A 26,607-nucleotide genomic window follows, 5' to 3' on the forward strand; every position below is an offset into this window, starting at 1 on the left:
CCTTGTTTCTATCCGAACACAACAAAAATTGTGGGCACAAGCATGTTTGATGCTGAAATGCACCTCGCATGCCGCTTGCGCTTACCCGGCCTCCATGCGATCGGTTTACTACCGATGCCCATTGTCGACTACTTGAGTAAACGCATAGCGAAGTGTCGCGAGGTGCGTTTCAACAATTACAAGCTCATTTCCACAATTTCAATTACAGACCTTTTTTAGCGATGAAAGCGGCGAGGTTTACAACACGGTTGGAATAGCCCCACTCGTTGTCGTACCAGGAAACGACTTTCACCATGTTATCGCCGACCACCATCGTGGACAGTGCATCGATTGTGGAAGAAGCCGGATCGCCGTTGAAGTCGCTGGATACGAGCGGCTCTTCGGTGTAGTTCAGGATGCCTTTCAGCGGGCCGTTCGCCGCTTCTCTCAGCGCAGCGTTAATTTCGTCAACGGTTACGTTCACTTTCAACTCAGCCACGAGGTCCGTTACGGAAACGTTCGGCGTAGGCACGCGGAAAGACATACCGTTCAGTTTGCCCTTCAGTTCAGGCAAAACGAGGGAAACGGCTTTAGCGGCACCCGTCGTGGACGGAATGATGTTTTCTGCAGCGGCACGGGCACGACGCAAGTCTTTATGCGGCAAGTCGAGAACGGATTGGTCGTTCGTGTAGGAGTGAACGGTCGTCATCATCCCTTTAACGATACCGAACTTGTCGTTGAGCACTTTAGCGAAAGGAGCCAAACAGTTCGTTGTGCAAGAAGCGTTCGAAATAATAGTATGAGCAGCAGGATCGTATTTGTCTTCGTTTACGCCCATAACGATCGTGATGTCTTCGTTCGTAGCCGGAGCGGAGATGATTACTTTCTTCGCGCCGCCTTTCAGGTGAAGCTCGGCTTTTTCTTTCGCCGTGAAGATCCCTGTGGATTCTACGACGATTTCAACGCCGTTTGCGCCCCAAGGCAAGTTTTCCGGGTTGCGCTCAGCAAATACTTTTACCGTTTTGCCGTTAACGATCAGCGCGCCTTCGGTATACTCTACCGTTGCGTCAAGCTTGCCATGCGTCGTGTCATATTTGAGCAAATGAGCAAGTGTGCTTACATCCGTCAGGTCATTGATCGCTACTACTTCTACTTCCGAGTTATTCAGCGCTGCCCGGAATACGTTACGACCGATACGTCCAAAACCGTTAATACCAATTTTCGTTGCCATGATTGATTTCCTCCCAAAAATATAATTTTGTCTGCTAGGTCCGATGAGGGTTCACCGTCTGCTGCAGCTTGTTGGCTAGGTTCGTGCGCTGGCATATGCCAGCGCCAAAGGGCACCAACTTATGTCAAGACAGGCAAATGGCCCGTCATGATGACAATCTTTGAACAATCTCTTGCGCAGCCGCTTCGTCCGTAACGAGCACGTTCTCGTGACCGTGACGCAGCACCGAAGTGATAGCCTCGCCCTTGCTCTTGCCGCCGGCAATGCCGATGACCATGTCCATTTCGTGAATGTCTTCGATGCGAAGACCTACGGTCGGCATTTTCTGCAGAATGTTTCCTTGCCGGTCAAAATAATACCCGAACGCTTCCGCGAGCGCTCCGTCGCGCCGCAAGCTTTCCGTCGTCTCCGGGTCCACCTTGCGCCGTCTGGCCATCACCATAGCTTCTCCGATCCCGTGAACGACCATCCGAGCCTTACGGATAAACTGGATAATCTCGGCAATGCTTTGATCCTGCATCAGCGACTGGTATGCTTCTTCGCCAAGATAATACGGGACGTGCAGCAGCCGATAACTCGCACCGGTTTTTTTGGCCATCGTAGATGCGATGGTGTTCGCCTCCAGCTCCACGCTTTCTCCGAGCCCGCCTCGCGCAGGCACGAACCAGCAGCCTTTGAGCGGCGTGGTTGCGGTCAGATGGTATGCGACTTCGGCCAGCGTCGATCCCCCGGTTACAGCGATGACTTCATCCTCTGTAACGAGCTTGCGCAGCACGGCGGCGCCGGCCCGGCCAAGCTCTTTCTTCGTATGGGGAGAGACGTCCGAATCTCCGGGTACGATAACGACCTGCTTCAGCCCATAATGCGATCGGATCCGCTCTTCCAGCTCGGTAAGACCGAACAAATCTTTCACCAGCGGTTCGATGGATTCCAGCAGCTGCCGACCGGCCGGACTGATCCGCATGCCGGATGCCTCAACTTCGACAAGGCCCTGCTCTTTCAAAAAATCCACTTCCGCGCGAAGAATGCGTTCCGTCGTGTTCAGCGAAACAGCTAGCGTCCGCCTTCCTACCGATCCGGACACGAAAATATAGTGCAGGATCGTATAACGTTTCTTCATCGTGTCCATCAAATCCGGAAGAAGCTGTTTTTGAATATCGAGAATTTCTCTCATGAGCTCACTCCTCCCTGAATCATGGACGTTTTTTGTCCCGGTATAACATTTTAAGTCCCACAAACTCCAAAAAAAGCGCTAAGCTGTTCACTTAGCTGTCACTTATTATAAACCAATTTTCGCCATGCTTCAAGTATTCGACATCCAAATTGTTATATTTTCGGTATGGAAATGTTTGCTTGAAAAAAATGATGCCAAGCTGTTGCAATCCGCCGGTAATTCGATTATAATAATTTTTGCTGTCACCGTTAAGTGAATTATGCTGTACGATGACGTAAACAATAATATGCGCCCGTGGTCCAATGGATATGACGTAGGCCTCCGGAGCCTGAGATTAAGGTTCGATTCCTTACGGGCGCGCCATTTATAAACGAACCGAATCAGTGAATGCACTGATTTTTTTTACGTTTCCGTTTGACCTTTCTTGACCTTTGTTTGTTTTTCCGATATGATGGTTATAGTTTAAAATAAAGGAGGCTGCAGCAATGAGTTTTATTCCAATGGTAGTCGAACCGGACGCAAGAGGGGAACGCGCCTACGATATTTACTCGCGTCTGCTTAAGGACCGCATTATTTTTCTGGGAAGTCCAATCAACGATGTTGTAGCCAATACGATCATCGCGCAACTGTTGTTCCTGGCCGCACAGGACCCGGACAAGGACATTAGCTTGTATATCAACAGTCCCGGGGGCTCCATTACTTCGGGCATGGCGATCTACGACACGATGCAGTTCATTAAACCGGACGTGTCGACGATCTGCGTAGGGATGGCCGCTTCCATGGGTGCTTTCCTGCTCGCTGCGGGCGCCAAAGGCAAACGTTTCGCGCTTCCGAACAGTGAAGTCATGATTCATCAGCCGCTTGGCGGCGCGGAAGGACAGGCAAGCGACATTGAAATTCGCGCCAAACGGATTTTGAAGTTGCGCGACAAGCTGAACACGATTCTTGCCGAGCGCACCGGACAATCGTTCGAGCGTATCGAGAAGGATACGGACCGCGACAACTTCATGACCGCCGAAGAAGCGCGTCAATACGGCTTGATCGATAATGTAATCGAGCGTATTTAACAGAATAAGCAGCGCAAAGCCCTGCAGCGGTATCTACAAGCCGATGCAGAGCTTTTTTGCGTACTTTTTACATCAAAACACTCCTCTTCAGCAGCCCGTGCCGGGCCGTTCCGAAGAAGAGTGTTTGTTGTGCTTATGTTTTACTCCGCCCGGTCATCCAGCGGATAAAAGATCAATTCGATCGGGAATGCCGAGCCGGCCGGAGGGCTGAACTCGATGTCGAGCGATTCTTCCTTGCCCGTCGTTTTCGCGAGAATTTGCATCCCGTCAAACGCCGTAATAACGCCGGATTCCGGAACCAGCCGGATGTCTCCGTTGATTTTGAACGGACCTTTGAAGACGCCGCCCTTCGCCAAAATCATCACCGCCATCTTCCGCGGTTTGTCGGCATGTATTTTATAAATTACGCCATAATTGCCGTCATTTTTCACTTCCATCTTGCGCAGCGGGTCATACCCCGGCTGGAACGGATCGGTTTTGCCGTCACCGATAATCAGGCGGCTCGGCGTCGTGAACGAGCTGGCGTCGATCTGCCAATTGACCTGCGATACCGGGAACGATCCGCGCACATGCCCGGTGAACGGCAGCAGCGGCAGCGACAAGGAGCTTTGGCTCACTTCGTTCGTAGCAACAAACGAGAACTGTACTTTCCCGCTCGTCTCAACGTCATAGAATAAATTGACGCCCTGTCCAGGGTAAAAGTCCGGAAACTGCTTATAAATAAACGTCTGGTTCGGCGGAACCGTCAGCGTCTCGTTCAGCGGATCGCCGAGCAGAAAATCGACGGTCGCTTCGCTGCCGATCAAATTCGCATACACCGACGGCCATACTTCGCCTTTGTTCGTCGTCTTGATCGTGATCGGCTGGTTCGTCGTATTTTTCGCCAAGATCGCCAGCGTCACTTTTTCTTTCGTTCCGTTAATATGGTCGGCGTACAGCCGTCCCTTACCTTCCACGTCGTCCTGATACAAAATCCCTTTCTCCGTAAACTCCTCCGGGCTGTCGCTTACGAGAAGCTTGCGAGAGCGATCTTCCGTCGCTGTCTTAGGAAGCTGCGGAAGCTCCCAGAAATTGCCCCAGAGCGTGCTCCAATCGGTTGTAATGAACGATCCGACCGGCTTCATAAAGATCGGGTATTCAACGGCGCTCAAGTAAGGCTCGTCGACGATCACGAGATTGCGCGTGTAAGACTCGCTCTTATTACCGTGAATATCTTGGACGGTCAATGTGATCGGGTACGTCCCCGGCACAAAGTACGCTTCCTGCCTGCCTGTCCACTCATACTTGATCGTACCCTCCGCATCCGGATCGTAGCTGAGGTCCACATATTTGATGGGTTCGCCGGTTTTGTAGGTCGACTTGGCGAAGGTGAACTTCGCTACCGGCTTCGAGTTGCCGCTCTTCGGGTTGTAAATGCCAGAAGGCGTCTTCGTATAAAGGACATCCACGCGCCGCAACTCGTTATTGTATGTGTATTTCGCCCCCATATAGTCCGCGAGCCATGTCAGTTTGATCATCAAACGGCCGTTTACGATTGCGGCGACATCGTCAAATTTTTGCCAGTAGCCGTTGATCCATACGGATTTGTTGTCGCTGTCGAGCAATATGTTGTTCGTCGGCGTCACCATCTCGATCATCCGCGTCTTTTCGTTCCATTCCACTTTCATTCCGAAAGCGTCGCCCAAAAACTTCGCCGGCACGAATGTCTTATCTTTCAGGATCGTCGCCGGTGCGTCCAATGTCACCTGCTGGCCGTTTAAGAAAGCATCGGGCTTATCGATATACAACAGCACATAGGTTGTCCCGGAGGACATTGGCGCTTCCTGTTTGGCCGCCGTAACGATCGGGGTCGTACCGAACGTTAGCAGCAAACTCAAGACCACTAACAACGCCAGTTCTTTCTTCATCGATTTCATCTCACTGCTCCTCTTCCATTCTGCGGCTCTCTAGGTGTACCCGCTAACAGAAAAAACCTTTTATCCGCTTAACGCATACGTCATAATAGACGCGCCGCACGATAAAAGGTTGCGCATTTCCTGTCTAAGCAAATCGTTCCAGAGCAAAGGAAAAAGCTTCCTTGCGGAAGCCGTCCGAAGTGATTATTGATTCTCCAATTCCTCTTTGCTGACCAGTGCGACTAAAGCGTTTACAGCCTGCTCGGCATCCGATCCTTCCGCACTAATGTGTACTTCCGTGCCTGTGCTGATCGCAAGGCTCATGATCCCCATGATGCTTTTGGCGTTCACTTTCTTCTCGTCTTTCTCCACGAAAATTTCGGAAGAAAACTTGTTCGCTTCTTGTACGAAAAGTGCAGCCGGTCTGGCATGAAGGCCTGTTTTCAACTTGACGACTACTGGGCGTCTCGACATGCAACCAATACCCCCTAAAATCTTTGAATTGATCCAATCATAGTGACAGGCTTATGCGCCCAATTGTAAATGAACCACCGCGGATAGACTTACTTGGACTTGCACAACAAATATAAAAGCGATTTATCATCCATTATATCATTTTTCGGCGCATTCCACTAGAATTATTGAGAATTTACACAAAAAATCTATATATTCGCTGCGAAGCCTAGGATTTCCGGATCTTCTCCGCCATTTCATCGATTTTACGAAGCCGATGATTGACGCCGGATTTGCTGACGCTTCCTTTCAGCATTTCGCCGACCTCGCTCAAATTCATATCCGGATGCTGGAGACGGATTTCCGCGACCTCCCGCAGTTTGTCGGGCAAATTATCCAATCCGATCTCTTTTTGCAAAAGCCGAATATTATCGATTTGGCGTACCGCCGCCCCGATCGTCTTGTTCAGGTTGGCCGTTTCGCAATTGACGAGCCGGTTGACGGAATTGCGCATATCTTTCATGATCCGGACGTCCTCGAATCGAAGCAGTGCCTGATGCGCGCCGATCAAGTTGAGAAACTCGATGATTTTCTCGCCTTCTTTGATATACAGCACGAAGCCCTTCTTCCGCTCGATGCAGCGTGCATTCAAATCAAACTCGTTGGCCAGCCGGCAAAGCGACTGGCAATGCTCCTCGTACATCGAGTAAATTTCCAGATGATACGAGGACCCTTCCGGGTTGTTGACGGAACCCCCGGCCAGAAAAGCGCCCCTCAAATAGGCGCGTTTGCAACAGCTTTTGCCGATGATGGCCGGATCGATTCCCGGGGTAAACAAAAAGCCTTCCGAAACAATGTGGAGCTCCGATAAAATCGGCTGCACTTGATTCGGTACGCGAACAATATAGACGTTGTTTTTTTTCAGCCGCATTTTTTTTCGGACAAGCAGCTCGGTATGCACTTGAAACGTCTTTTTCAAAAGCGAATAAATGCGTCTGGCAATGGCCGCATTCTCGGTCGATATATCGAGCACAATTTTTTGACTGCTCAGCTGCACGGCGCCATTCATGCGAATGAGCGAAGATAGCTCCGCCTTTTCGCAGCAGCTGTCCGTATCGACCATCGTAAGTTCCTTTTTCGTCTGGGCGGCGAAGGACATCGGCAATCACCTCTTCTTCATCCAACTCTCCACCAGCTTGTAAATGTGCTGACTTAACTTCTCCGCATCATGACGAAGGTACGTGCGGAACAAAATCAATTGGTCGGCGATGACCTGGCACCCGAACTTCGTCACTTCATCCAGATCCAGCTGCACGACCTCGGCGCCTTTCTCGGCGTATTTGTGCTGTACCGGCTCCGGTATGTCGCCGTTATTGACAATGACGTAGTCGAATAAATGTTCGCCGATATGGTCTCGAACCGCTTTTAAGTGGTCGCTGACCTTGTAATCGTCCGTTTCGCCGGGCTGCGTCATGACGTTGCAGACAAACATCTTGAGCGCGTCCGATTCGCGGATCGCCTGCGCGATTTCGGGTACGAGCAGATTCGGCATAATGCTCGTATACAAGCTGCCCGGGCCTACAAGAATCGCATCCGCCTCCCGTATCGCATCCAACGCCTCCGGCAGCGCATGTACCGCGGCCGGTTCGATGGAAACGCGGCGAATCACGCCACCCGCTTCAGGGATTTTGGATTCGCCCACAACGATAGTGCCGTCCGCCATTTCGGCCTTCAGCACAATCGCGTGATCCGACGCCGGAAGCACCCGTCCGCGGACAGCCAGCACGCGGCTCAGCTCGCGCACGCCGGTTACAAAATCACCGGTAATATCCCGCATCGCTGCCAACATTAGGTTACCCAAACTGTGTCCTGCCAATCCATTGCCTTTTTCGAAGCGGTATTCCAGCATTTTGCCGAGCAGCGGCTCTACGTCGGCAAGGGCGGCGAGCACGTTGCGGATATCGCCGGGAGGCACCATCTCCAGCTCGGAACGCAGGATGCCGGAGCTGCCTCCGTCATCCGCTACGGTGACGATAGCCGTAATGTCCATCGGCTTCCGCTTCAGACCTCGGAGCATGACCGACAAGCCGGTGCCACCGCCGATGACGACGATTTGCGGGCGTTTCTTCTCCCCGCCGCGAGGGGTCATTTCTTCACCTCGACGCGGTCGCGCTCCGAGTCACGATGACTGACCCGTGCGAAAACCGTCTCGCTGTTGTGCAGCATTTTACCCAAATATTCTGCGATCGCAACCGAACGATGTTTGCCCCCGGTGCAGCCGATCCCCACCACGACCTGGCTCTTGCCTTCCTTCTTGTACTGGGGAACCAGGAAATGAAGCATGTCTAGCAGCTTCGACAGAAACTCCTGCGTCTCGGTCCATTTCATGACATACTCATACACTTCCGGGTCCTGGCCGGTATTCGGACGAAGATGCTCCACATAGTGAGGATTCGGCAAAAACCGGACGTCAAAAATGAGATCCGCATCGATTGGAATGCCGTATTTGAATCCAAACGAGATGACATTAATCGAGATGCTGCCGCTCTCCAAATCCGTAAAGCGCGAGACGATTCTTTCCTTCAGCGCATTCGGCTTGATGCTGCTCGTATCGATCACTTGCGTGGCCAAACCTTTTAACTCTTCCAGCAGCTTACGCTCTTGCTGTATCCCTTCGAGCGGCACGCCTTCCGGCGCAAGCGGATGTTTCCGTCTGCTTTCCTTATAGCGTTGCACCAGCACCGAATCGGTCGCATCGAGAAATAAAATTTCGTAGGTCAGCGTATGATTTTCCTTCAGGAAACGCAGCGATTCGGTTAGCGAAGTGAAAAACTCGCGGCCGCGCAAGTCAATGACGAGTGCAACTTTGGCGATCCGGCCTTTGGACTGCTCAATCAGCTCGGCAAATTTCGGGATCAGGACGGGGGGCAAGTTGTCTACGCAAAAATACCCCAAGTCCTCCAAACTTTGCACGGCAATCGTTTTGCCGGCTCCGGACATGCCGGTAATGATAACCAGCTTCCCGAGCGTTTGCATCTCTTCCATGGTTTCTCCTCCCCAGCTGCGCTATCCCTCCCACTCGGACACACGCAGGTTTAAGCGTTTTGCGAAAATAAGTTCAAGCCCGCTGCGCCGACGACGCCCGCATCGTTGCCGAGTACGGCCGGTACGATATCTACGCCTTCCTGCGCCGTTTCTTGTGCGAACTCGCGGTAATACTTGCGGATCGCGTCAAACAAAATTTCGCCGGCTTTGGAAACGCCGCCGCCTATGATGAATCGCTGCGGATTGAGGACGACGGAAATCGTCGCCATCGATTTGCCCAAATAGAGGGCCGCCCGGTTAATAATCCGGAGGGCGACTTCATCGCCGGTCTTGGCCGCATCGAATACGTCCTTGGCCGTAATGTTTTGGACGAGCGCAAGCGATGTATGCTCCCCGCGTTCCGTCGCTTCTTTCGCCATGCGAATAATGCCCGTCGCCGAAGAAACCGTCTCCAGACAGCCTTTTTTGCCGCAGCCGCATTCGATCGCTTCCAAATCCGGCACGACGGTCATATGTCCCAGTTCGCCGGCCATGCCGTTAAAGCCTTGGTATATGCTGCTGTGAACGATGATCCCGCCGCCGACGCCCGTTCCCAGCGTATAACAAACGACGTTCGGGATGCCCGCGCCTGCCCCGCTCCACGCTTCCCCCAAGGCGGCGACGTTGGCGTCATTATCTATTTTTACATTCTTCCCGAGCTTTTCTTCCAAAATTTTCTTGACGGGTACATTGCGCCAGCCCAAATTAGGAGACAGCTTAATGAAGCCTTCCGGAATGTTCATGAAACCGGCGATTCCCGCTCCGATTCCGGCTACCTGATCCCATGTGTACGGAGATTCCGATACGAGTTTGCGTACGTATTGCGCAATGTTTTCCAGGACCACATCGGCGCCGTGTTCGGTTCCCGTCGGGCCTTCATAAGTTTGCAGCAGCTTCCCCTGCGCATCGCATAATCCGACCTTGATGGCGGTTCCTCCCAAATCGACTCCTACATAAACTTGTTCTCCCATACTGCTGATCACCTCATAAATGATATCCGAAAACATAACCCGTGCGGGTTTGTTACACTCCTGTTCCAACTATAAGCCAACCCCATGGGGCCGTCAAGATGACGCGAGGATAAACGGCTTTGCCGTCTTTATGACGGCATCCGTTTGTCAGTTGACAACCGACATCAATAAAATGATGTAATCCGTTGCAACGCAGTTGACAACTGACTCCTTGCTTCACTCAGGAGTAACAGTTGCAACGTAGTTGACAACTGACTCCTTGCTCCGCTAGGAGTAACAGTTGCAACGTAGTTGACAACTGACTCCTTGCTCCGCTAGGAGTAACAGTTGCAACGTAGGTCATGCGAAGCGTATAGAGCCATGTCGCAACTGGTACAGCGAGGTTTGCCGCTGACAGTTGTCGACTAGCGATATACTGTCTCTATGACCAAATGAAAAACGTGGAACATGATCTGTCCCACGCCCCCAGGTAAGTTGCCTTGCCTTAGACCGATACGCTCCAGTCATGGACCATATGGCCTTCCAGAAACTTCTCGCAATCAAGCGCCGCCATGCAGCCGCTGCCGGCGGCCGTAATCGCTTGACGGTATTTGCTGTCCTGCACGTCGCCGCAGGCGAATACGCCTTCGACATTCGTCATGGAAGTTCCCGGCTTCACCAGAATATAACCGAGTTCATCCGTTTTAATTTGCCCGGCAAGGAATCCGGTGTTCGGTTGGTGTCCGATCGCAACGAAAATGCCGTCGGTTTCCAAAATTTCATCTTCGCCGGTCTCGTTGTTTTTCACTTTCAGCCCCGTCACGCCTTTGTCGCCGGAAAGGACCTCAAGCGGTGCACGATCGAGACTCCATACGATTTTTTCATTCTGACGCGCGCGATCCTGCATGATTTTCGAGGCGCGCAGCTCTTTGCGGCGATGCACGAGACGCACTTCGGAAGCAAACCGGGTCAAGAAATTCGCTTCTTCCATCGCGGAATCTCCGCCGCCTACAACGATAATCTTCTTGCCGCGGAAGAAAAATCCGTCGCAAGTCGCACAGGTGCTTACCCCGCGTCCGATCGATTCCTTCTCGTTCGTAATGCCGAGCAGCTTAGCCGATGCGCCGGTCGAAATAATAAGCGACTCCGCTTCGATATCGCCGATTCCTTCCACATTCAGCTTGAAAGGACGCTTCGACATATCTACCTGGTTTACCCATCCGGTTTTGAACTCGGCGCCGAAGCGCTCCGCTTGTTTCCGCATATTCGCCATCAGCTCAGGTCCCATGATCCCTTCGGGAAAGCCAGGGAAGTTTTCCACTTCCGTCGTTGTAGTCAATTGGCCGCCAGGCTCCGGTCCTTCGATCACGAGTGGATTCAAATTGGCGCGGGCCAAGTAAATGGCTGCAGTCAGTCCGGCAGGGCCGGTTCCGATAACGATTGTTTTGTACATATAGAAGCTTCCTCCTTGGCGGATTCTATCAACATTCAGAAAAAAGTCGTTGCATCCGGGCCACCCGGCCTAGCGTTTTCTGAAGTTTTTACGAAATTAGGGATTGTGAGGTTCCATGCCCGTAAATTTGTGAAAGATCGCATCCATCTTTTCTTTGATTCCGCAAACGATGTCGATCTGCTTGGCATTCTTGCTCACAGTCGCCACCGATACGCCATACCGGTCCGCAGCGTCCTGATAAGTAATCGGACGACGGTGCATTTTGGCGGTCAAATATTCGAGCGCGGCGGCCCAAGCCTCCGGCTTTGTGATTTTCGGCACATTTGGGAAAACCCTCGTTAAATATTCTACCCAAAGCGTCTGCAAATCGTATTGCTGCACCATGTCGTACCTACGTGCCATCTGTTTCAAGGCCGTTTCCATGACGGTCTGCCATTTCCGATCCCAGAGCGGCAAGCTCGAAGAGAACGGACCCGGCGCGACCGTCGTCTTGCGGCCTTCCAGTACGGCGTTTAGCGGCTCTTTCACTCCGATACTGCGCAGTACGAAGATCGCGATCTTCTTCAAGTAATCGTCTTCTTCGGCCTGCCCGATAAACTCCAACAGCGCGTCTTTGACTTCATCGTCGGCGATCAAACCGAACGCCTGAATGACTTGCAGCTTCGTGTCAGTATCGCCATGCCGCAAAGCCCAGAAAAACGACGAACGCACGAGCGGATCCCGTTTCAGATGATCAGGGAGACCGTCGGCGCCGCGTTCAAGTCCGCGGAATTGTTCTTCGAAAGGCAGGTGATAATGGTAATTCACAGACGGCTTCGTCGTTTCCGAACGGCTCTTTTTCAGCAAGGTCAAATAAAACTTCGGAATTTCCGAGCCGGGATCGAACTTCTCCGCTTGCTTCCACTGCCGTTCCGCTTCTTCAAAGCGATCCGTATTGTAAGCCGCAACGGCGGTATAATGAAACAGACACGGGTCGAGACCCGCTTCGCCCGTCTTGAGCAATCGTTTGAACAGACGATACGCTTTGTCGTGTTCACCCAAAATCCCCATCGTCGTCGCCAGCTTGAACACATGATCCTGATGGAACGGATAAGTCTTGCGAAGCACCTCAAGCAGACCTGATAAACTTTCCCGGTCGCCGAAATGCTGGTAAAATATTGCCAGGTTGCACAAGGCATGCAAATTGCCGGGCTCCATCTCGAGCACTTGCCGGATCATTTGCACCGACTTGTCGAAATGCCCCATATAGTAGTACGCCAGCGCCAAATTGTTGCGCGCGGCCATGAAATCCGGATGCTTCTTAATCATTTTCTCGAGCAGTCGAACCGCCTCGGAAAACCGCCCTTCCTCGAGCATCGAGCGGGCTTTGTCATGTTCGAATAAACCTTCGCGGCTCTTGATCGTCGTCAGTTTCGTCGGACGGTCGAGTTCGAAGCTAAGCAGCTCCATCATTTCCTCGGACTCCTCCAGAAACTGTCCCGTCGGATCGTTCTCCAAGTAATGGATGATCGCATGTTCCGCCGACTCGTAATTTTCCATGTTGGCGAAATTGTTCGCCATATAGAAATAACATTCGGTCATGGCAGGGTCGATCTGATCGAGCACATGCTGCAAAATGCGGTTGGATTCTTCATAGTTACCCATTTCGGATAAAAGACCGGCCAAATTGCAATGGTTCACCGGATTTTCCGGTTCGAACTCCGCAGCGCGACGAAAATATTTAAGTGCCTTATCATAATGATATCGGTCCAGGGACTGAACGGCTTTTTCGAAAAAGAATGTGGCATCCATCTTCATCGGTACGACTTTGGTGCTTGGCCCCGGCGACATACGTTTTTTCTTCTCCATGAGTAAGGCACCTCCGTAATCCGTCCGGACATGATAAGAAAAGCTTCCGATCGAAGCATCCTCATTGAAGATACGTTCGAAGCTTTTCTTGGAACACTGCTTCTTTACTGTACCGGATGATCCTGTTTCATTTCATCATACAAAAAGTCTTGCTTCTATATTAACATACTCCGGCCCAAAACCATAAGGTTTCGATGCCGGAGTTGTCTGGTAAACTTATACGCCGCCGTATTTGAACAATGAACTGATCGAACCGCCGCTCTTAATGATGCGGATGGCGTCGGAAAGCAGCCCGGCAATCGACAGCACGTTGAACCGGGAGGAATGCTCTTCCGGAATGGCGATAGAATCGGTAATGACGACTTCCTTAATGTTCGGATGATCCAGGCGCTGCAGTGCAGGACCGGAGAATACGGGATGTGTGGCCAAAATATAGGCGTCGTTCGCGCCTCTTTCCTTGAGTCCTTCCACCACGTTCACGATCGTGGTTCCCGTATCGATCAAATCTTCGATGATGACCGGCGTTTTGCCCTCAACTTCGCCGATGACGTGCGTCACGACCGCTTCGTTATGCGCATAACGCTTCTTGAACATCATCGCGATCGGCGCTTCCAGGACGTTGGCCAAGTTTTCTGCACGGGTTACGCCGCCCGCATCCGGCGAAACGACGATGAGATCGTCGATTTTCAGCTGCTTGATATGATTGCTGAGCAGGTCAAGCGCGGTCAAATGGTCGACAGGGATGTTGAAGAAACCTTGGATCGCCGGCGCGTGCAGGTCGATCGTAATGACGCGGTCCGCTCCGGCGGAGTCCAGCAGATCGGCGACCAGCTTTGCCGAAATCGGCTCGCGCGGCGCCGCTTTCCGTTCTTGGCGGGAATAACCATAGTACGGTACGACAAGATTGATTGTCCGGGCCGAAGCACGCTTGGCCGCATCCATCATGACGAGAAGCTCCATGAAATGCTCGTTGATCGGGTGAGAAAACGTCTGCACCAAAAAAACATCACAGTTTCGAATACTTTCCTCGTAGAGGCAATAAATTTCCCCGCTCTTGAAACGGGAAAGCTTAATTTTGCCCATCGGAACATCTAGCTCCTTGCAAATCCGTTCCGCAAGCTTCGGATTGGACGATCCCGAAAATATTTTCAATTTGTCGCTGTACATGGTTACCTCCGCTTTATGCATATGTTCCTCATTTAATGTTTACATAAAATTAAAAGAAAAGCCGCTACTCTCCCATTATACACAAAAACGTTACAAACCAATAGGCACCATAAGCCGTTTCCGCTGCTTAAATGTGGCTAATTCGTTAAAACCGACCGCTTTCAGCTCCTCAGCTGCCAAATCAAGGTATTGCGCAAGGCGTTCCGGCTGATGGGCGTCCGATCCGACCGTAACGGGAATATTCAGTTCATGCGCATACTCAAGCACCCGCCGGCTCGGGAACATTTCGTTCACCGGCATACGAAGCCCGGATGCGTTGAGTTCAATGGCGATTCCCGCCGCCTTGACGGCTTCCAAAGCTTGGCGCTCCAGATGCTCCACGCTGCGGTCCGGTTTAAAGCCGAAACGCTTAATCACATCAATATGGCCGATGTAATCGTAAAACCCGGTTTGCGCCGCCTTGATCACCGCATCATAATATTGCCGGTACACTTCATAGGCGTCGCGTTCTTTCCAGCCGTCCGTTTGCCGGTAATCGGTAATATCCCATTCCCCGAGAAAATGAACGGACCCGATAACGTAATCCCAAGGGTATGCATCTATGATGCGCTTGATTTCGGATTCATAGCCTTCGATATAATCGCCTTCCAGCCCGACGCGAATGTCGATGTGCTCCTTGTACTTTTCTTGAAGCCGGAACGCTTCTTCGACATAGCGCGGCAATTCTTCCATCGGCATAGCCATGCCCGGCAAATAAGTCGCCGGGTCTACATGCAGCAAGGGCATGTGATCGGACAGCCCCAACTGGGTCAGACCGATCTCGATGCCCTTCTGCACATATTCCTCCAGCTCTCCCGACGCATGTCCGCACCGTACATGATGCGTGTGATAATCGATGCGCATAGAGCGTTTTCTCCTTCGCGGTTTGCGGCGGCATCGCCCGGGTTGTTCCGTATGGACAGCCCGGGCCATCCCGCACCGTACCGGTATTATTTTTTCTTGTTATGACGCTGATCGAGCTCGGCTAATACGTCGTCAAGCGGAAGCTTTCTCTCGCGCAGCAGCACCATCAGATGGAAGATCAGATCGCTCGTTTCGCAGCGAAGCTCGTCATTGTCGCGATTTTTGGCGGCGATGATCACTTCGGCCGTTTCTTCGCCGACTTTTTTCAAAATTTTATCGACGCCTTTTTCAAACAGGTACGTCGTATAAGCGCCTTCCGGCCGCTCCGCGTCACGCTGGGCGATCACCGATTCCAGTTTCCCGAGCATCGCAAAACGGTCTGCCGAAACGGCAGCTTCGGAGGAGGTTTCCGCTAAAAAGCCTGCTCGCACATCGTTCGTGAAGCAGCTATAGCTGCCGGTATGACAGGCCGGTCCGGTTTGGTCGACCGATACAAGCAGCGTATCGCCGTCGCAATCATACCGCAGCGCCTTCACCTTTTGAATGTGTCCGGAGGTTGCGCCTTTATGCCATAGCTCCCCGCGGGAACGGCTCCAGAACCATGTTTCACCCGACTCCACCGTCCGCTTCAGCGACTCCTCGTTCATGTACGCCAGCATCAAAACTTCTTTGCTCGCCGCATCCTGCACGACCGTCGGCACCAAGCCTTGCGCGTCAAAACGCAGCGCCGCCAGCAGCGCATCCACACTTTCCACTACCGCTTGTTGTTCGCTCACCGTACTTCCACTCCTTTTTGCCGAAGGTCTTCTTTAACTTCCTCAATCGATATTTCTTTATAGTGAAAAATCGTCGCGGCCAGCCCCGCGTCCGCTTTCGCCTGCGCAAACACGTCGTAGAAATGCTCCTTCTTCCCCGCGCCGCCCGATGCGATCACCGGGATCGTTACGAGTTCCGACACCGCTTTGGTGAGCGGAAGATCGAAGCCATCCTTCGTTCCGTCCGCATCCATGCTGGTCAGCAATATTTCGCCCGCGCCAAGCGCCTCGATCCGTTTCACCCATTCGAGCGCCTTGATCCCGGTTCCGTTGCGGCCGCCGTGCGTGAACACTTCCCATTCGCCCCACTCGGCGTTATACCTGGCGTCCACGGCGACTACGATGCACTGAGAGCCGAACTTGCGCGCCCCGTCGGAGACAAGCTGCGGGTTTTTGACCGCGGCCGTATTGATCCCGATCTTATCCGCGCCTGCGCGCAGCAGCCGCTTCATGTCGTCCACGCTCGCGATGCCGCCGCCAACGGTGAACGGAATCGTGATTTCGCCCGCCGTCTTTTGGACGACCTCGACCATGGTAGCCCGCCCTTCATGCGAAGCGGATATATCCAAAAACACGAGCTCGTCGGCACCTTCGCGGTCATAGATCGAAGCGAGTTCCACCGGATCGCCGGCGTCCCGCAAATTGACGAAGTTGACTCCTTTGACCACCCGTCCGTCTTTTACATCGAGACAAGGTATGATTCGTTTGGCCAGCATCTTCTGTTGCTCCCCTTTCCCATACGCCTTCCTACAGGCGAAAAAGCGACATCCCCGGCTTCCCGGGGTTGTGCGCTTACGATTGAACGGCCTGCCCGCTCTTGCACAAGCTCAGGAAGTTGCCGAGCAGCTTCATGCCGATATTGCCGCTCTTCTCCGGGTGAAACTGCATACCAAACACATTGCCGCGTCCGACAATAGCCGTAACCGGTCCATAATAATCGGTCGTAGCGAGCAAATCGTCCTGCCGCTCCGGCAGCGCATGGAACGAGTGAACGAAATATACATGCCCCTCTTCCAGATCGCGGAATAACGGACTCGGCTGATGGAACGCAAGCTTGTTCCACCCCATATGCGGCACCTTGAAGTCCCCCTGGAAACGGACGACTTCGCCGGGCAGCAGCCCGAGCCCTTCATGCGATCCGTACTCCTGACTGCGGTCGAACAGCAGCTGCATGCCGAGGCAAATGCCGAGCAGCGGCTTGCCGCCTTGCGCATAATGCAATACCGCTTCGCCCAGCTTCGTCTCCCGCAACTGGTCCATTGCATCACCAAAGGCGCCGACGCCGGGAAGAATCGCGCCTCCGGCTTCCAACAGCTCGCGTTCGTCCGAGGTAACGACAGCCTCATAGCCAAGGCGCTCCACCGCCGAACGGACGCTGTGCAAGTTGCCCATGCCGTAATCGATGATCGCGATCATTTACAGCACTCCCTTCGTCGAAGGAACACCTTTCACGCGCGGATCGATGCTCGTCGCTTCGTCGAGCGCACGGCCGAGCGCCTTGAACACCGCTTCCACCATATGGTGCGTATTGTGGCCGTAATGCACGATCACATGAAGCGTGATGCGCGCTTCGAGCGCAAATTTCCATAAAAATTCGTGCACGAGCTCCGTCGTAAAGCTGCCTACGGTAGCGGACGGGAATTGGGCCCGGTATTCCAGATGCGGACGGTTGCTGATGTCGATCGCCACCTGGGCCAGCGCTTCGTCCATCGGTACGAAAACGTTGGCGTAACGCTTGATGCCCTTCTTGTCGCCGAGCGCCTCGCGAAGCGTCTGCCCAAGGCAAATGCCGATATCCTCGACCGTATGATGGTCGTCGATCTCTATGTCGCCCTTGGCGTCTACGCGCAGATCGAATAGGCCGTGCTTCGTGAACAAATCGAGCATATGGTTGAAGAACGGCACATCGGTTTCAATCTCGGAGATGCCCTCTCCATCCACGTTAAATGCCAAACGGATGTCCGTCTCGTTCGTTTTGCGCGCGATCTCGGCCCGGCGCCCGCCCATCTGAATGTCCTGCTCAGCCACGGATAGTCCCCTCTTTCTCCAAACGAATTTGTATCGCACGCGCATGCGCGTCCAGCCCTTCGTGGCGCGCAAGCGCGATAATTTGTTCTCCATCCCGCAGCAGCGCTTCTTTGCTGTAGTAAATGACGCTCGATTTCTTCATGAAATCGTCCACGTTTAGCGGCGAAGAGAAGCGCGCCGTCCCATTGGTCGGCAGCACATGGTTCGGTCCGGCAAAATAATCGCCTACCGGCTCCGAGCTGTATGGGCCAAGGAAGATCGCGCCGGCATTCTCAATTTTGCCGAGATACTGGAAAGGCTCGCGCACAATGATCTCCAAATGCTCCGGCGCCAACCGATTCACTGCGTCGATGCCCTCCTCGAGGCTCGCTACCGTCAAGATCGCGCCGTAGTCTCGGATCGACTGCGCCGCGATCTCGCGCCTCGGCAGCTCGTTCAGTTGGCGGTCGACCTCGCGGGCGACCGCCTCGGCCAGCTCCTGCGACGGCGTGATCAAGATCGCCGAAGCCATTTCGTCGTGCTCCGCCTGCGACAGCAGATCCGCCGCCACATAGGCGGCATCCGCCGTCTCGTCCGCCAGCACGACGATTTCGCTCGGGCCGGCGATGCTGTCGATGTCGACCGCGCCGAACACGTACCGCTTGGCAAGCGCGACGTAAATGTTACCCGGCCCGACGATTTTATCCGCCGCGGGGATCGATTCCGTCCCGTAGGCAAGCGCCGCTACTGCCTGAGCCCCGCCGGCGCGGTAAATCTCTTTCACGCCCGCTTCCGCCGCCGCCACCAGAATATGCGGGTTAATGCCCTCGATCCCGGCCGTCGCCGGCGGCGTCACCATTACAATTTCCGGCACGCCTGCCACTTGCGCCGGAATCGCGTTCATGAGCACCGACGAAGGGTACGCCGCCTTGCCGCCCGGCACGTAAAGCCCGACCCGGCGCAGCGGTCGAATGACCTGGCCGAGGATGCTTCCGTCGGCCTGCAAATCCATCCACGAGGAGCGCAGCTGCTTCTCGTGGAAGCGGCGCACATTCGCCGCTGCCGCGCGAATGGCGGCGAGAAAGAGTTCGTCCACCTGCGCATAGGCAGCCTCGATCTCTTCCTTCGTGACGCGAAGATCGCCCACGCGCACGCCGTCAAACCGCTCCGCGAAGCGGCGCAGTGCCGCATCGCCGTCCCGGCGCACTTCTTCGATGATGCTTTTCACCGCCTCATTTTGCTGCGCGGAGCCGTATTCCACTTCCCGCTTCAAAGCAAATTCCGATGCCGGTACAATCCGCATGGTCCGCTCCCCCTTTATTTCGACGCCGACGCCACGGCGGCAATGACCGGCTGCAGCCGGTCGCAGAGCGCCTGAATCGCTTCGCTCTTCATCCGGTAGCTCACCCGATTGGCGATAAGACGGCTCGTAATCGCAAAGATTTGTTCATGCTCCATCAGTCCGTTCTCGCGGATCGTACTGCCGGTTTCGACCATATCGACAATCCGGTCGGCAAGTCCAATGAGCGGTGCAAGCTCGATCGATCCATTCAATTTGATCACTTCGACCTGCTGCCCTTGTTCGCGAAAATATTGCGACGCCACGTTCGGATACTTCGTCGCCACCCGCGGATTCAGCACCGGCTTCCAGTCCGGCAAGCCGATAACCGACATGCGGCAGCGCGCAATACCGAGATCGAGCAGCTCATACACGTCGCGGTTTTCCTCCATTAGCAAGTCTTTCCCCGCAATACCGATATCCGCCACGCCGTATTCCACATAGGTCGCTACATCGACCGGTTTGGCCATGATGAACTCCATCCGCGCCTCCGGCACCGGAATGATCAGCTTGCGGGAATCTTCCATGTCCTCCGGAATCGCCAGACCCGCTTCGCGAAACAGCTTCGAGGCCGGTTTGTAAATGCGTCCTTTGGGCATCGCCACTTTTAAAATATCCTGCATGCGAACGCCGCTCCTTTATTGTACAAACTTAAATATTTCGTCAAAGCGCAAAGCATCTTCCCGATGGCCGAAGCCGTCGTTCCCGCTTTTGCCGAGAAGCTGCGTTTCTACCGCCACTCCATTTCGGCTCCGAAGCTCGCCGGCCTTGGCCAGCGCCTCCGCCCGGCGATCAGCCGAATAAACAATCAGCATGCGGCGAAGAGACGCATCCGTCTCATCGCCCGCTACTTCAAGAATTCTGTTCGTCTTGAGCGCAAAGCCTGTCGCCGGCGCCGGACGTCCGAACTGCGCGAGCAAGTTATCGTAACGGCCTCCACTGCAAACCGGAAAGCCCAGCTCCGCAGCATAGCCTTCAAACGTCATCCCTGTATAATAAGAGAAGTCTCCGATCATCGTCAAATCAATCAGCACGTGCTCGCTCACGCCGTATGCGCTAAGCACATCCCAAATTTCGCACAAATGCTCGATCGCTTGCTTCGCTATCGGATTGCGCGTAGCTTCTCCAGCCTGCCGGCACACTTCCTGTCCCCCGCGCAGGCGCAATATCCCCTCAAGCTCCTGCTGCACATCAGGCGCCAGGCTGAGTGAACGGATCGTTTCGCGGTACCCGACATAATCGCGGCTCAACAAGCATTCCTTGAGCAACGTTTGGGCTTCCTGACGATCTTGAAGCCGTTCCTCGAGCAGCCCGTTCAAGAAGCCGACATGTCCGACGGCGATTTTAAACTCCTTTACTCCCGCCGCCTGCAGGCAAGCAATCGCGATCGCAATCACTTCCGCATCCGATTCGGATGACGCATCTCCCACCAGCTCCACGCCGGTTTGAAAAAACTCCGCGTCCCGCCCCGCTTCCGCCTCAATTGCGCGAAATACGTTCGCCCGGTACGATAAACGCAACGGAAACGATTGTTCCTTCAACACCGACGATACGACGCGCGCAATCGGCGACGTAATATCGGAACGAAGCACCAGCGTAGTTCCTTTGCGATCGAGCAGCTTGAACAGCTTTTTGTCCTCGGTCGAGCTGGCAACGCCGACCGTATCGTAATACTCGAGCGTCGGGGTTATAATTTCCCGGTAACCCCACCGCTCCACGCACTGCATCACTTTCGATTCGATGCTGCGCAGCTTGGCGGCTGCTTCGGGGACGTAATCTTTTACACCTGTCGGTTTCTCAAATACTTTCGGTTTCGACAACGGCTTCACCCTGCTATTCGTTTGAATTGTATTGCATGTATGAAAAGAAATGCTTTAGTCCGCTAATATGCTACCATACTACCAAGATAAAGAATGTATTCGTAAGTTTATCATGGAAGTCCGTGATTCGTCAATCATTTCCACATGTTTTAACACCCGTCAAGCATTCGCTCCGTACCCGCTGTCGACCCTCTATTGTACATCCGTTCCTTCTCGCACCAGCGTCACCTATTGATAGCTCTATGGCTTGTATAAGTAAAGCTTCAGATCGAAGCTTTCAATGAAGATACTGTGTGTTTTAGACGAAGCTTTCCCTTGAAAGATTCCGATGTTATAACAAAAAAGGCCCTATGCGGACCTGCTACTCTTTCTTTGCCTACTCTTCACTGGCGCGAACATCCTCGCGAATGACACGCAGCGGATTCCCCGCCACAAAGCTGTACGGCGCAACATCCTTATGTACCACCGAGCCCGCTCCGATGACGGCGTGATCCCCTATCGTCACACCTGGTAATACCGTCGTATTTGCCCCGATCATCACGTTGGAGCCGATGCGCACTTTGCCGATTCGATACTCTTTGATCAAATATTCGTGTGTCAAAATCGTCGAGTTGTAGCCGATGATCGAATTATCGCCAACCTCGATTTTTTCCGGAAAGAACACATCCACCATGACCATTAAAGCAAAAGAGGTATGCTCTCCCACCTTCATTCCTAAAATACGGCGATAAATCCACCGCTTCATCGGCAAGGAGGGAGTATACCTGGACAGCTGGATAAACATAAAATTGCGCACTGCTTTCCATGGGCTGATGGTATTGTACATTTGCCATAGTGAGTTCGGTCCATCCACAGGAAAACGGTCGGTTTGTCTCAATGCGCTATCCCCTCACACCCCGACGATCGGCAATAAATCGCGAATATCTTTGATTAAATGCGTCGGTGCGTACTGTTTCAAGTAATCTTCGCCCTTCAGCGACCATGCGACGGCTACGGAACGAACGTCGGCGTTTTTGGCCGCCTCCAGGTCATAGTGGCTGTCGCCGACCATAAGCGCAGATTCCGCATCCCCTCCGAGCTCCCGGAGCGCCTTCAAGATTCCTTCCGGATCGGGCTTCGCTTTCTCCACTTCATCAACCGTTACGATCGTGCCGAAATAGTCGAACATCCCGGTCAGCTTCAGGCCCATCTCCGTCGTCAGCCGAATTTTGCTTGTCACAACGCCTAGCTTGACGCCTGCTGCATGCAGCTTCGCCAGCGTTTCCTTCACATGCGGGAATTGTTTGACCAGTTCATCATGCTTCTCCACATTGAACTTGCGGTATTTCATTACCAGGTCGTCCACTTGTTGTCGCCCTGAAAAGTAAACCATCTGCTCAACTAGCGGCCGGCCCATATTCGGAATAATATGCTCCCGCGTGACGGGCTCCGGCGTAACGCCTTCAAACGTATGCAAAAACGATTGTATAATCAGTTCATTCGTATCAAGAATCGTTCCGTCCAAATCAAACAGTACCGTTCGGATCATGCTGTTTCTGCTCCTTTAACTTGCTGTCGGTTGTTTCTTCTTTATTTTCTTGGCTTGTGCCGGCTTCTGCATCTTCCGCCCCAGCCTTATGCTCGTCTTTGGATTGCGCTACAGCGGTTTCGCCCGTTTCAGTTGTACCGGCCGTTTCGATTGTTTTTTCTGCCTTCACGTTTGTCTCGCCCGTTTCGGCAGCAGCCGGCTCCTCACCGATCCGACGAATCGGGTCCGAATAATATTCGGATGCCGCGCCCGTACGTCTGCGGACGATGATCAATATAATCGCCGCGATCACTATGAGTACTGCAAGCAGCTGCGAAATCCGTACATTGCCGCCATATGTCATCGTGCCGGCCTCAAAGCCGAATAGATGCATCGGGGACCATAGTCCGTTCATAAGCCCGGCCAGCCAAGCGGGACCCGTAAAGTCCAGGCTGTCTGTCCGAAGGCCTTCCACGAAAAATCGGCCGATCGAATACCAAATGAAATAACTGAAAAAAAGTTCACCCGCACGCAGAAACGATTGTCTCCGCAGCACGAAAAGCAACAATAAGCCCAGCACATTCCAAAGCGATTCGTACAAAAACGTCGGATGATAATATTGCCCTTCGATGAGCATTTGATTTACGATCCAATCAGGAAGATGCAAATTGCCGCGCAAGAACGACTCGGACACGGGTCCGCCATGCGCTTCCTGATTCATAAAGTTGCCCCAGCGTCCGATAGCTTGTCCCACAATCAATCCTGGCGCGCAAATATCCGCGATTCGCCAGAACGAGTATTTTTTGCGCCTCACGTAAATGACCGCAGCTATGATGGCTCCGATTAAAGCGCCGTATATTGCGATCCCGCCATGCCATACTTTGATAATTTCGATCCAATTGTCTTTATAATCTTCCCATTTGAAAGCGACATAATAAATCCGCGCACCGACGATCGCCGAAGGAACGCCGATCAGCACCAAATCCATAAAAAAGTCCGGGATAATCCCGTACCGCTTCCCTTCTTGTATAGCCAGCAATAAACCGACCAATGCCGCGGTGCCGAGAATAATGCCATACCAATGCACACTTAACGACCCTATAGAAAAAGCAACCGGATTGATTGCCAGGAACTTGCCTAACATTCATAACCCCTTCTCTCGCGCGAAAATGTTTCGTTTGCTACCTATTCCAAATCGTCCATATCTTCCGCAAGCGATTCGGTCAGTTTATTCGTAAACTGCAGAGCAGCGTTGTAGCCCATTCGCTTCAACCGGTAATTCATCGCCGCCACTTCAATAATAACCGCCAAATTTCGTCCCGGGCGCACAGGGATGGTCACAACCGGAATATCGGTTTCGATGATTTTCGTCGTTTCCTCATCCAGTCCTAGACGGTCATATTGCCTTTCTTGCTGCCATGTTTCCAAACGACAGACGACGGAAATTTTTTTCGAGCTTCTCACGGCGCCGGCTCCGAACAACGTCATGACGTTGATGATCCCGATACCTCGAATTTCAAGCAGATGCTGAATCAGCTCGGGTGGGTTCCCTATCAATTGATAATCGGCGGTTTGACGAATCTCCACCGCGTCGTCGGCAATCAGACGGTGTCCTCGCTTGACGAGTTCGAGCGCGGTTTCGCTTTTGCCGATGCCGCTGGAACCGGTAATTAGCATGCCAATCCCGTATATCTCTACAAGAACGCCGTGAATTGTCGTTGTCGGTGCGAGCCGGTTTTCCAAAAAGCCGGTCAGCCGGCTCGTAAAGATCGTCGTGGCTACGCCGGTTCTCGCCACGGTAATCCCACGATCATTGGCCGCAGCAAGCAATTCGATCGGCGGCTCCAAGCCGCGGCTTATAATGATGCACGGCGTGTCCTCGTGTGCACAAAGGCGCACCATCCGATCGGTTCGTTCTTCGGAGGAAAGTCCATCGAAAAACGTCAGCTCCGTCTTCCCTAATATTTGAACCCGTTCGCTCGGGTGAAACTCGAAATAACCGGCCATTTCGAGCCCTGGCCTGTATAGGTCGGCTACCGTAATCGGTCGCTTCAGTCCCTCTTCGCCGCAAATGACCTCCAGATGGAACTCTTTCACTAAATCCGACACTTTCACTTTTTTCGGCATGGTGACCTTCTCCTTTATGTTCCCAATAATCCCATCCTATATAATTTATCTAGTGAAATCAACCTTTCCATGACCAATTACGGCATATTATGCTTCATCGGGGTTCGAATGTTCGCAGTCATGGATCTTCATTTCCGTACAGCATCTTTCCAATTCTGGCCTTGCCCAATGCTCGGCCCATTTCCTGATCTCGTCCAATACCGGTTTAAATGCCCTTCCTTTTTCCGTAAGCGCATACTCGATTCGTACCGGCATTTCCGGATATATCGTTCGTTGAACAAGGCCCGCCGATTCGAGTTCTTTTAATCGTTCGGAAAGAAGTCTGCCGCTAATCGATAATTGGCAACCGATTTTGGAAAACCGCTGAGGTCCCGTCAACAGTTGTTCGAGCAAAAAAATGGTCCAGCGTTTGCTCAGCAATTGAATCGTTTGCGTCATTTCGCACTCCTGCTGTTCGATCATAACCGCACCCCGACTTTCGTAAGATCAAATCCCTTTACGAATCTTTCGCCGCACCCTCCAAGCAGCAAAAAAGGCCAGCCTGGATAGGACTGACCTTTGTTTTCAATCAACTATTATGCATTTACCAAGATGGACAAGGTTGTCTCTTTGTCAAAGAAATGAACTTTGTTCATGTCGACCGCAAGCTTCACGTTCGTGCCTTCTTTCATGCCAGAGCGGCCGTCTACGCGCGCAACTACGCTTTGCGTACCAAGTCCGTTCAGGTACAGGAACATTTCGTGACCCAGGTTCTCGGCAACCTCGATGTGTGCGTTCACGATCGTGTTCGGGGATGCTTCCATAAAGATCGCTTCTTCGTGGAAATCCTCCGGACGAATGCCGATGATCACTTCTTTGCCGACATAGCCTTTTTCACGCAATACTTTTGCTTTGCCCTCCGGAATTTCCACATTCAATCCTGGAGCCTTGAAGTACAAGCTTCCGCCTTGCTCTACAAATCCACCCGTAATGAAGTTCATGGAAGGAGAACCGATGAAGCCGGCAACGAACATGTTCACAGGGAAGTTATAAATCTCTTCCGGTGTAGCCGCTTGTTGAATAATGCCTTTATCCATAACGACGATCCGATCGCCCATCGTCATGGCTTCTGTCTGGTCATGTGTTACGTAGATAACGGTCGTTTCAAGACGCTTGTGAAGCTTGTTGATTTCCGCGCGCATCTGTACGCGCAGCTTTGCGTCCAAGTTGGAAAGCGGTTCGTCCATCAGGAACACTTGCGGTTCACGAACGATCGCACGACCCAAGGCAACGCGCTGACGCTGACCACCGGAGAGCGCCTTAGGCTTGCGTTCCAGCAAATGCTCGATATCGAGAATTCTAGCCGCTTCGCGAACGCGGGCATCGATGTCGGCTTTCTTGAATTTACGGAGTTTCAAACCGAAAGCCATGTTTTGGTACACGCTCATGTGCGGATACAAAGCGTAGGACTGGAATACCATCGCGATATCGCGGTCCTTCGGAGCTACGTCATTCACCAGACGGTCGCCGATGTACAGTTCGCCTTCCGTAATTTCTTCAAGACCGGCGATCATACGAAGTGTAGTAGACTTACCACAGCCGGAAGCTCCTACCAATACGAGGAACTCCTTGTCCTTGATATCCAAGTGGAAGTCTTTAACCGTTGCTTCTTCTGCCCCCGGATATCTCTTAACGATGTGGTTCAAACGTACACCTGCCATGATTTATTCCCCCTACGAGATAGTATCGTGTTATGACTTCATCTTACCCTACCTGCTCGTAAATGACTATGCACAATCTTCACAAAAA

Annotated in this window: 26 protein-coding genes and 1 tRNA gene; 2 read left to right on the forward strand and 25 right to left on the reverse strand. The window is 52.9% G+C overall.

Features of this window, described 5'->3' with window-relative positions; all coding sequences use genetic code 11:
• Positions 1-202: 202 nt before the first annotated feature.
• Entirely contained in the window at positions 203-1,210 is a 1,008-nt protein-coding gene (gene gap / locus ACFQI7_RS28990; RefSeq protein ID WP_218100959.1) for a type I glyceraldehyde-3-phosphate dehydrogenase, read from the reverse strand.
• A 145-nt stretch (positions 1,211-1,355) separates the two neighbouring features.
• Positions 1,356-2,384: a sugar-binding transcriptional regulator gene (locus ACFQI7_RS28995; protein WP_218100960.1), complete on the reverse strand. Its 1,029-nt coding sequence runs from the start codon at positions 2,382-2,384 to the stop codon at positions 1,356-1,358.
• 288 nt (positions 2,385-2,672) lie between these two features.
• Here ACFQI7_RS28995 and ACFQI7_RS29000 point away from each other — a divergent pair.
• Both ACFQI7_RS29000 and clpP read left to right on the forward strand, forming a co-directional pair.
• A tRNA-Arg gene (locus tag ACFQI7_RS29000) sits at positions 2,673-2,747 on the forward strand.
• A 122-nt stretch (positions 2,748-2,869) separates the two neighbouring features.
• Complete coding sequence (gene clpP, locus ACFQI7_RS29005; protein WP_218095385.1) at positions 2,870-3,451, forward strand: ATP-dependent Clp endopeptidase proteolytic subunit ClpP; 582 nt, start codon at positions 2,870-2,872, stop codon at positions 3,449-3,451.
• A gap of 140 nt (positions 3,452-3,591) precedes the next feature.
• Here the strand turns inward: clpP and ACFQI7_RS29010 are convergent, their stop codons facing one another.
• The 23 genes from ACFQI7_RS29010 to ACFQI7_RS29120 all read right to left on the reverse strand — a co-directional run bounded on the left by ACFQI7_RS29010 (position 3,592) and on the right by ACFQI7_RS29120 (position 26,519).
• Positions 3,592-5,367, reverse strand: a complete 1,776-nt coding sequence (locus ACFQI7_RS29010; RefSeq protein WP_218100961.1) for a copper amine oxidase N-terminal domain-containing protein — start codon at positions 5,365-5,367, stop codon at positions 3,592-3,594.
• A 183-nt stretch (positions 5,368-5,550) separates the two neighbouring features.
• Positions 5,551-5,820: an HPr family phosphocarrier protein gene (locus ACFQI7_RS29015; protein WP_054819201.1), complete on the reverse strand. Its 270-nt coding sequence runs from the start codon at positions 5,818-5,820 to the stop codon at positions 5,551-5,553.
• A gap of 208 nt (positions 5,821-6,028) precedes the next feature.
• Complete coding sequence (gene whiA, locus ACFQI7_RS29020) at positions 6,029-6,958, reverse strand: DNA-binding protein WhiA (protein ID WP_218100962.1); 930 nt, start codon at positions 6,956-6,958, stop codon at positions 6,029-6,031.
• A gap of 6 nt (positions 6,959-6,964) precedes the next feature.
• On the reverse strand, positions 6,965-7,948 hold the full coding sequence (locus tag ACFQI7_RS29025; RefSeq protein WP_218100963.1) for a gluconeogenesis factor YvcK family protein: 984 nt from the start codon (positions 7,946-7,948) through the stop codon (positions 6,965-6,967).
• Complete coding sequence (gene rapZ, locus ACFQI7_RS29030) at positions 7,945-8,844, reverse strand: RNase adapter RapZ (RefSeq protein ID WP_218100964.1); 900 nt, start codon at positions 8,842-8,844, stop codon at positions 7,945-7,947. The genes ACFQI7_RS29025 and rapZ overlap by 4 nt, the downstream gene beginning before the upstream one ends.
• Positions 8,845-8,894: 50 nt before the next feature.
• Positions 8,895-9,854 carry an ROK family glucokinase gene (locus ACFQI7_RS29035; RefSeq protein ID WP_218100965.1) on the reverse strand — a complete coding sequence of 320 codons (960 nt, stop codon included), beginning with the start codon at positions 9,852-9,854 and terminating at the stop codon, positions 8,895-8,897.
• A gap of 484 nt (positions 9,855-10,338) precedes the next feature.
• Positions 10,339-11,286, reverse strand: coding sequence for a thioredoxin-disulfide reductase (trxB, locus tag ACFQI7_RS29040; protein ID WP_218100966.1), 948 nt, complete (start codon positions 11,284-11,286; stop codon positions 10,339-10,341).
• Between the two features lie 96 nt (positions 11,287-11,382).
• Entirely contained in the window at positions 11,383-13,134 is a 1,752-nt protein-coding gene (locus ACFQI7_RS29045; RefSeq protein WP_218100967.1) for a tetratricopeptide repeat protein, read from the reverse strand.
• A gap of 216 nt (positions 13,135-13,350) precedes the next feature.
• Positions 13,351-14,301: a ribose-phosphate diphosphokinase gene (locus ACFQI7_RS29050; RefSeq protein ID WP_218100968.1), complete on the reverse strand. Its 951-nt coding sequence runs from the start codon at positions 14,299-14,301 to the stop codon at positions 13,351-13,353.
• Positions 14,302-14,391: 90 nt separating this feature from the next.
• The gene (gene hisJ, locus ACFQI7_RS29055; protein WP_218100969.1) at positions 14,392-15,204 is read right to left on the reverse strand and encodes a histidinol-phosphatase HisJ; all 813 of its coding nucleotides are present in this window, start codon (positions 15,202-15,204) and stop codon (positions 14,392-14,394) included.
• A gap of 86 nt (positions 15,205-15,290) precedes the next feature.
• Complete coding sequence (hisIE, locus tag ACFQI7_RS29060) at positions 15,291-15,980, reverse strand: bifunctional phosphoribosyl-AMP cyclohydrolase/phosphoribosyl-ATP diphosphatase HisIE (protein WP_230415289.1); 690 nt, start codon at positions 15,978-15,980, stop codon at positions 15,291-15,293.
• Positions 15,977-16,735 (reverse strand): imidazole glycerol phosphate synthase subunit HisF, encoded by a 759-nt coding sequence (hisF, locus tag ACFQI7_RS29065; protein ID WP_218100970.1) that lies wholly within the window; start codon positions 16,733-16,735, stop codon positions 15,977-15,979. The genes hisIE and hisF overlap by 4 nt, the downstream gene beginning before the upstream one ends.
• Positions 16,736-16,811: 76 nt before the next feature.
• The gene (gene hisH, locus ACFQI7_RS29070) at positions 16,812-17,435 is read right to left on the reverse strand and encodes an imidazole glycerol phosphate synthase subunit HisH (RefSeq protein WP_218100971.1); all 624 of its coding nucleotides are present in this window, start codon (positions 17,433-17,435) and stop codon (positions 16,812-16,814) included.
• Entirely contained in the window at positions 17,436-18,026 is a 591-nt protein-coding gene (gene hisB / locus ACFQI7_RS29075) for an imidazoleglycerol-phosphate dehydratase HisB (protein WP_218100998.1), read from the reverse strand.
• A 13-nt stretch (positions 18,027-18,039) separates the two neighbouring features.
• Positions 18,040-19,329: a histidinol dehydrogenase gene (hisD, locus tag ACFQI7_RS29080; protein WP_218100972.1), complete on the reverse strand. Its 1,290-nt coding sequence runs from the start codon at positions 19,327-19,329 to the stop codon at positions 18,040-18,042.
• A 14-nt stretch (positions 19,330-19,343) separates the two neighbouring features.
• Positions 19,344-19,988: an ATP phosphoribosyltransferase gene (gene hisG, locus ACFQI7_RS29085; protein ID WP_218100973.1), complete on the reverse strand. Its 645-nt coding sequence runs from the start codon at positions 19,986-19,988 to the stop codon at positions 19,344-19,346.
• A gap of 15 nt (positions 19,989-20,003) precedes the next feature.
• On the reverse strand, positions 20,004-21,185 hold the full coding sequence (locus tag ACFQI7_RS29090; RefSeq protein ID WP_218100974.1) for an ATP phosphoribosyltransferase regulatory subunit: 1,182 nt from the start codon (positions 21,183-21,185) through the stop codon (positions 20,004-20,006).
• Positions 21,186-21,561: 376 nt separating this feature from the next.
• Entirely contained in the window at positions 21,562-22,062 is a 501-nt protein-coding gene (locus tag ACFQI7_RS29095; RefSeq protein ID WP_218100975.1) for an acyltransferase, read from the reverse strand.
• A gap of 12 nt (positions 22,063-22,074) precedes the next feature.
• Complete coding sequence (gene ppaX / locus ACFQI7_RS29100) at positions 22,075-22,713, reverse strand: pyrophosphatase PpaX (protein ID WP_218100976.1); 639 nt, start codon at positions 22,711-22,713, stop codon at positions 22,075-22,077.
• Positions 22,691-23,836, reverse strand: a complete 1,146-nt coding sequence (lgt, locus tag ACFQI7_RS29105; RefSeq protein ID WP_218100977.1) for a prolipoprotein diacylglyceryl transferase — start codon at positions 23,834-23,836, stop codon at positions 22,691-22,693. The genes ppaX and lgt overlap by 23 nt, the downstream gene beginning before the upstream one ends.
• A 41-nt stretch (positions 23,837-23,877) precedes the next feature.
• A complete protein-coding gene (gene hprK, locus ACFQI7_RS29110; protein ID WP_218100978.1) occupies positions 23,878-24,819 on the reverse strand; it encodes an HPr(Ser) kinase/phosphatase in 942 nt (313 codons plus the stop codon).
• Positions 24,820-24,906: 87 nt separating this feature from the next.
• Positions 24,907-25,281 (reverse strand): winged helix-turn-helix transcriptional regulator, encoded by a 375-nt coding sequence (locus tag ACFQI7_RS29115; protein WP_218100979.1) that lies wholly within the window; start codon positions 25,279-25,281, stop codon positions 24,907-24,909.
• 113 nt (positions 25,282-25,394) lie between these two features.
• Positions 25,395-26,519, reverse strand: coding sequence for an ABC transporter ATP-binding protein (locus ACFQI7_RS29120; protein ID WP_218100980.1), 1,125 nt, complete (start codon positions 26,517-26,519; stop codon positions 25,395-25,397).
• Positions 26,520-26,607 lie beyond the last annotated feature (88 nt).

This window comes from Paenibacillus allorhizosphaerae, from assembly GCF_042659105.1.
Taxonomy (GTDB): domain Bacteria; phylum Bacillota; class Bacilli; order Paenibacillales; family NBRC-103111; genus Paenibacillus_G; species Paenibacillus_G allorhizosphaerae.

Bases quoted from the DNA above. Each gene is read 5' to 3' on its own strand.
- gap (WP_218100959.1), bottom strand. From the start codon at position 1,210: ATGGCAACGAAAATTGGTATTAACGGTTTTGGACGTATCGGTCGTAAC.
- ACFQI7_RS28995 (WP_218100960.1), bottom strand. From the start codon at position 2,384: ATGAGAGAAATTCTCGATATTCAAAAACAGCTTCTTCCGGATTTGATG.
- clpP (WP_218095385.1), top strand. From the start codon at position 2,870: ATGAGTTTTATTCCAATGGTAGTCGAACCGGACGCAAGAGGGGAACGC.
- ACFQI7_RS29010 (WP_218100961.1), bottom strand. From the start codon at position 5,367: ATGAAATCGATGAAGAAAGAACTGGCGTTGTTAGTGGTCTTGAGTTTG.
- ACFQI7_RS29015 (WP_054819201.1), bottom strand. From the start codon at position 5,820: ATGTCGAGACGCCCAGTAGTCGTCAAGTTGAAAACAGGCCTTCATGCC.
- whiA (WP_218100962.1), bottom strand. From the start codon at position 6,958: ATGTCCTTCGCCGCCCAGACGAAAAAGGAACTTACGATGGTCGATACG.
- ACFQI7_RS29025 (WP_218100963.1), bottom strand. From the start codon at position 7,948: ATGACCCCTCGCGGCGGGGAGAAGAAACGCCCGCAAATCGTCGTCATC.
- rapZ (WP_218100964.1), bottom strand. From the start codon at position 8,844: ATGGAAGAGATGCAAACGCTCGGGAAGCTGGTTATCATTACCGGCATG.
- ACFQI7_RS29035 (WP_218100965.1), bottom strand. From the start codon at position 9,854: ATGGGAGAACAAGTTTATGTAGGAGTCGATTTGGGAGGAACCGCCATC.
- trxB (WP_218100966.1), bottom strand. From the start codon at position 11,286: ATGTACAAAACAATCGTTATCGGAACCGGCCCTGCCGGACTGACTGCA.
- ACFQI7_RS29045 (WP_218100967.1), bottom strand. From the start codon at position 13,134: ATGGAGAAGAAAAAACGTATGTCGCCGGGGCCAAGCACCAAAGTCGTA.
- ACFQI7_RS29050 (WP_218100968.1), bottom strand. From the start codon at position 14,301: ATGTACAGCGACAAATTGAAAATATTTTCGGGATCGTCCAATCCGAAG.
- hisJ (WP_218100969.1), bottom strand. From the start codon at position 15,204: ATGCGCATCGATTATCACACGCATCATGTACGGTGCGGACATGCGTCG.
- hisF (WP_218100970.1), bottom strand. From the start codon at position 16,735: ATGCTGGCCAAACGAATCATACCTTGTCTCGATGTAAAAGACGGACGG.
- hisH (WP_218100971.1), bottom strand. From the start codon at position 17,435: ATGATCGCGATCATCGATTACGGCATGGGCAACTTGCACAGCGTCCGT.
- hisB (WP_218100998.1), bottom strand. From the start codon at position 18,026: ATGGGCGGGCGCCGGGCCGAGATCGCGCGCAAAACGAACGAGACGGAC.
- hisD (WP_218100972.1), bottom strand. From the start codon at position 19,329: ATGCGGATTGTACCGGCATCGGAATTTGCTTTGAAGCGGGAAGTGGAA.
- hisG (WP_218100973.1), bottom strand. From the start codon at position 19,988: ATGCAGGATATTTTAAAAGTGGCGATGCCCAAAGGACGCATTTACAAA.
- ppaX (WP_218100976.1), bottom strand. From the start codon at position 22,713: ATGATCCGAACGGTACTGTTTGATTTGGACGGAACGATTCTTGATACG.
- lgt (WP_218100977.1), bottom strand. From the start codon at position 23,836: ATGTTAGGCAAGTTCCTGGCAATCAATCCGGTTGCTTTTTCTATAGGG.
- hprK (WP_218100978.1), bottom strand. From the start codon at position 24,819: ATGCCGAAAAAAGTGAAAGTGTCGGATTTAGTGAAAGAGTTCCATCTG.
- ACFQI7_RS29115 (WP_218100979.1), bottom strand. From the start codon at position 25,281: ATGATCGAACAGCAGGAGTGCGAAATGACGCAAACGATTCAATTGCTG.
- ACFQI7_RS29120 (WP_218100980.1), bottom strand. From the start codon at position 26,519: ATGGCAGGTGTACGTTTGAACCACATCGTTAAGAGATATCCGGGGGCA.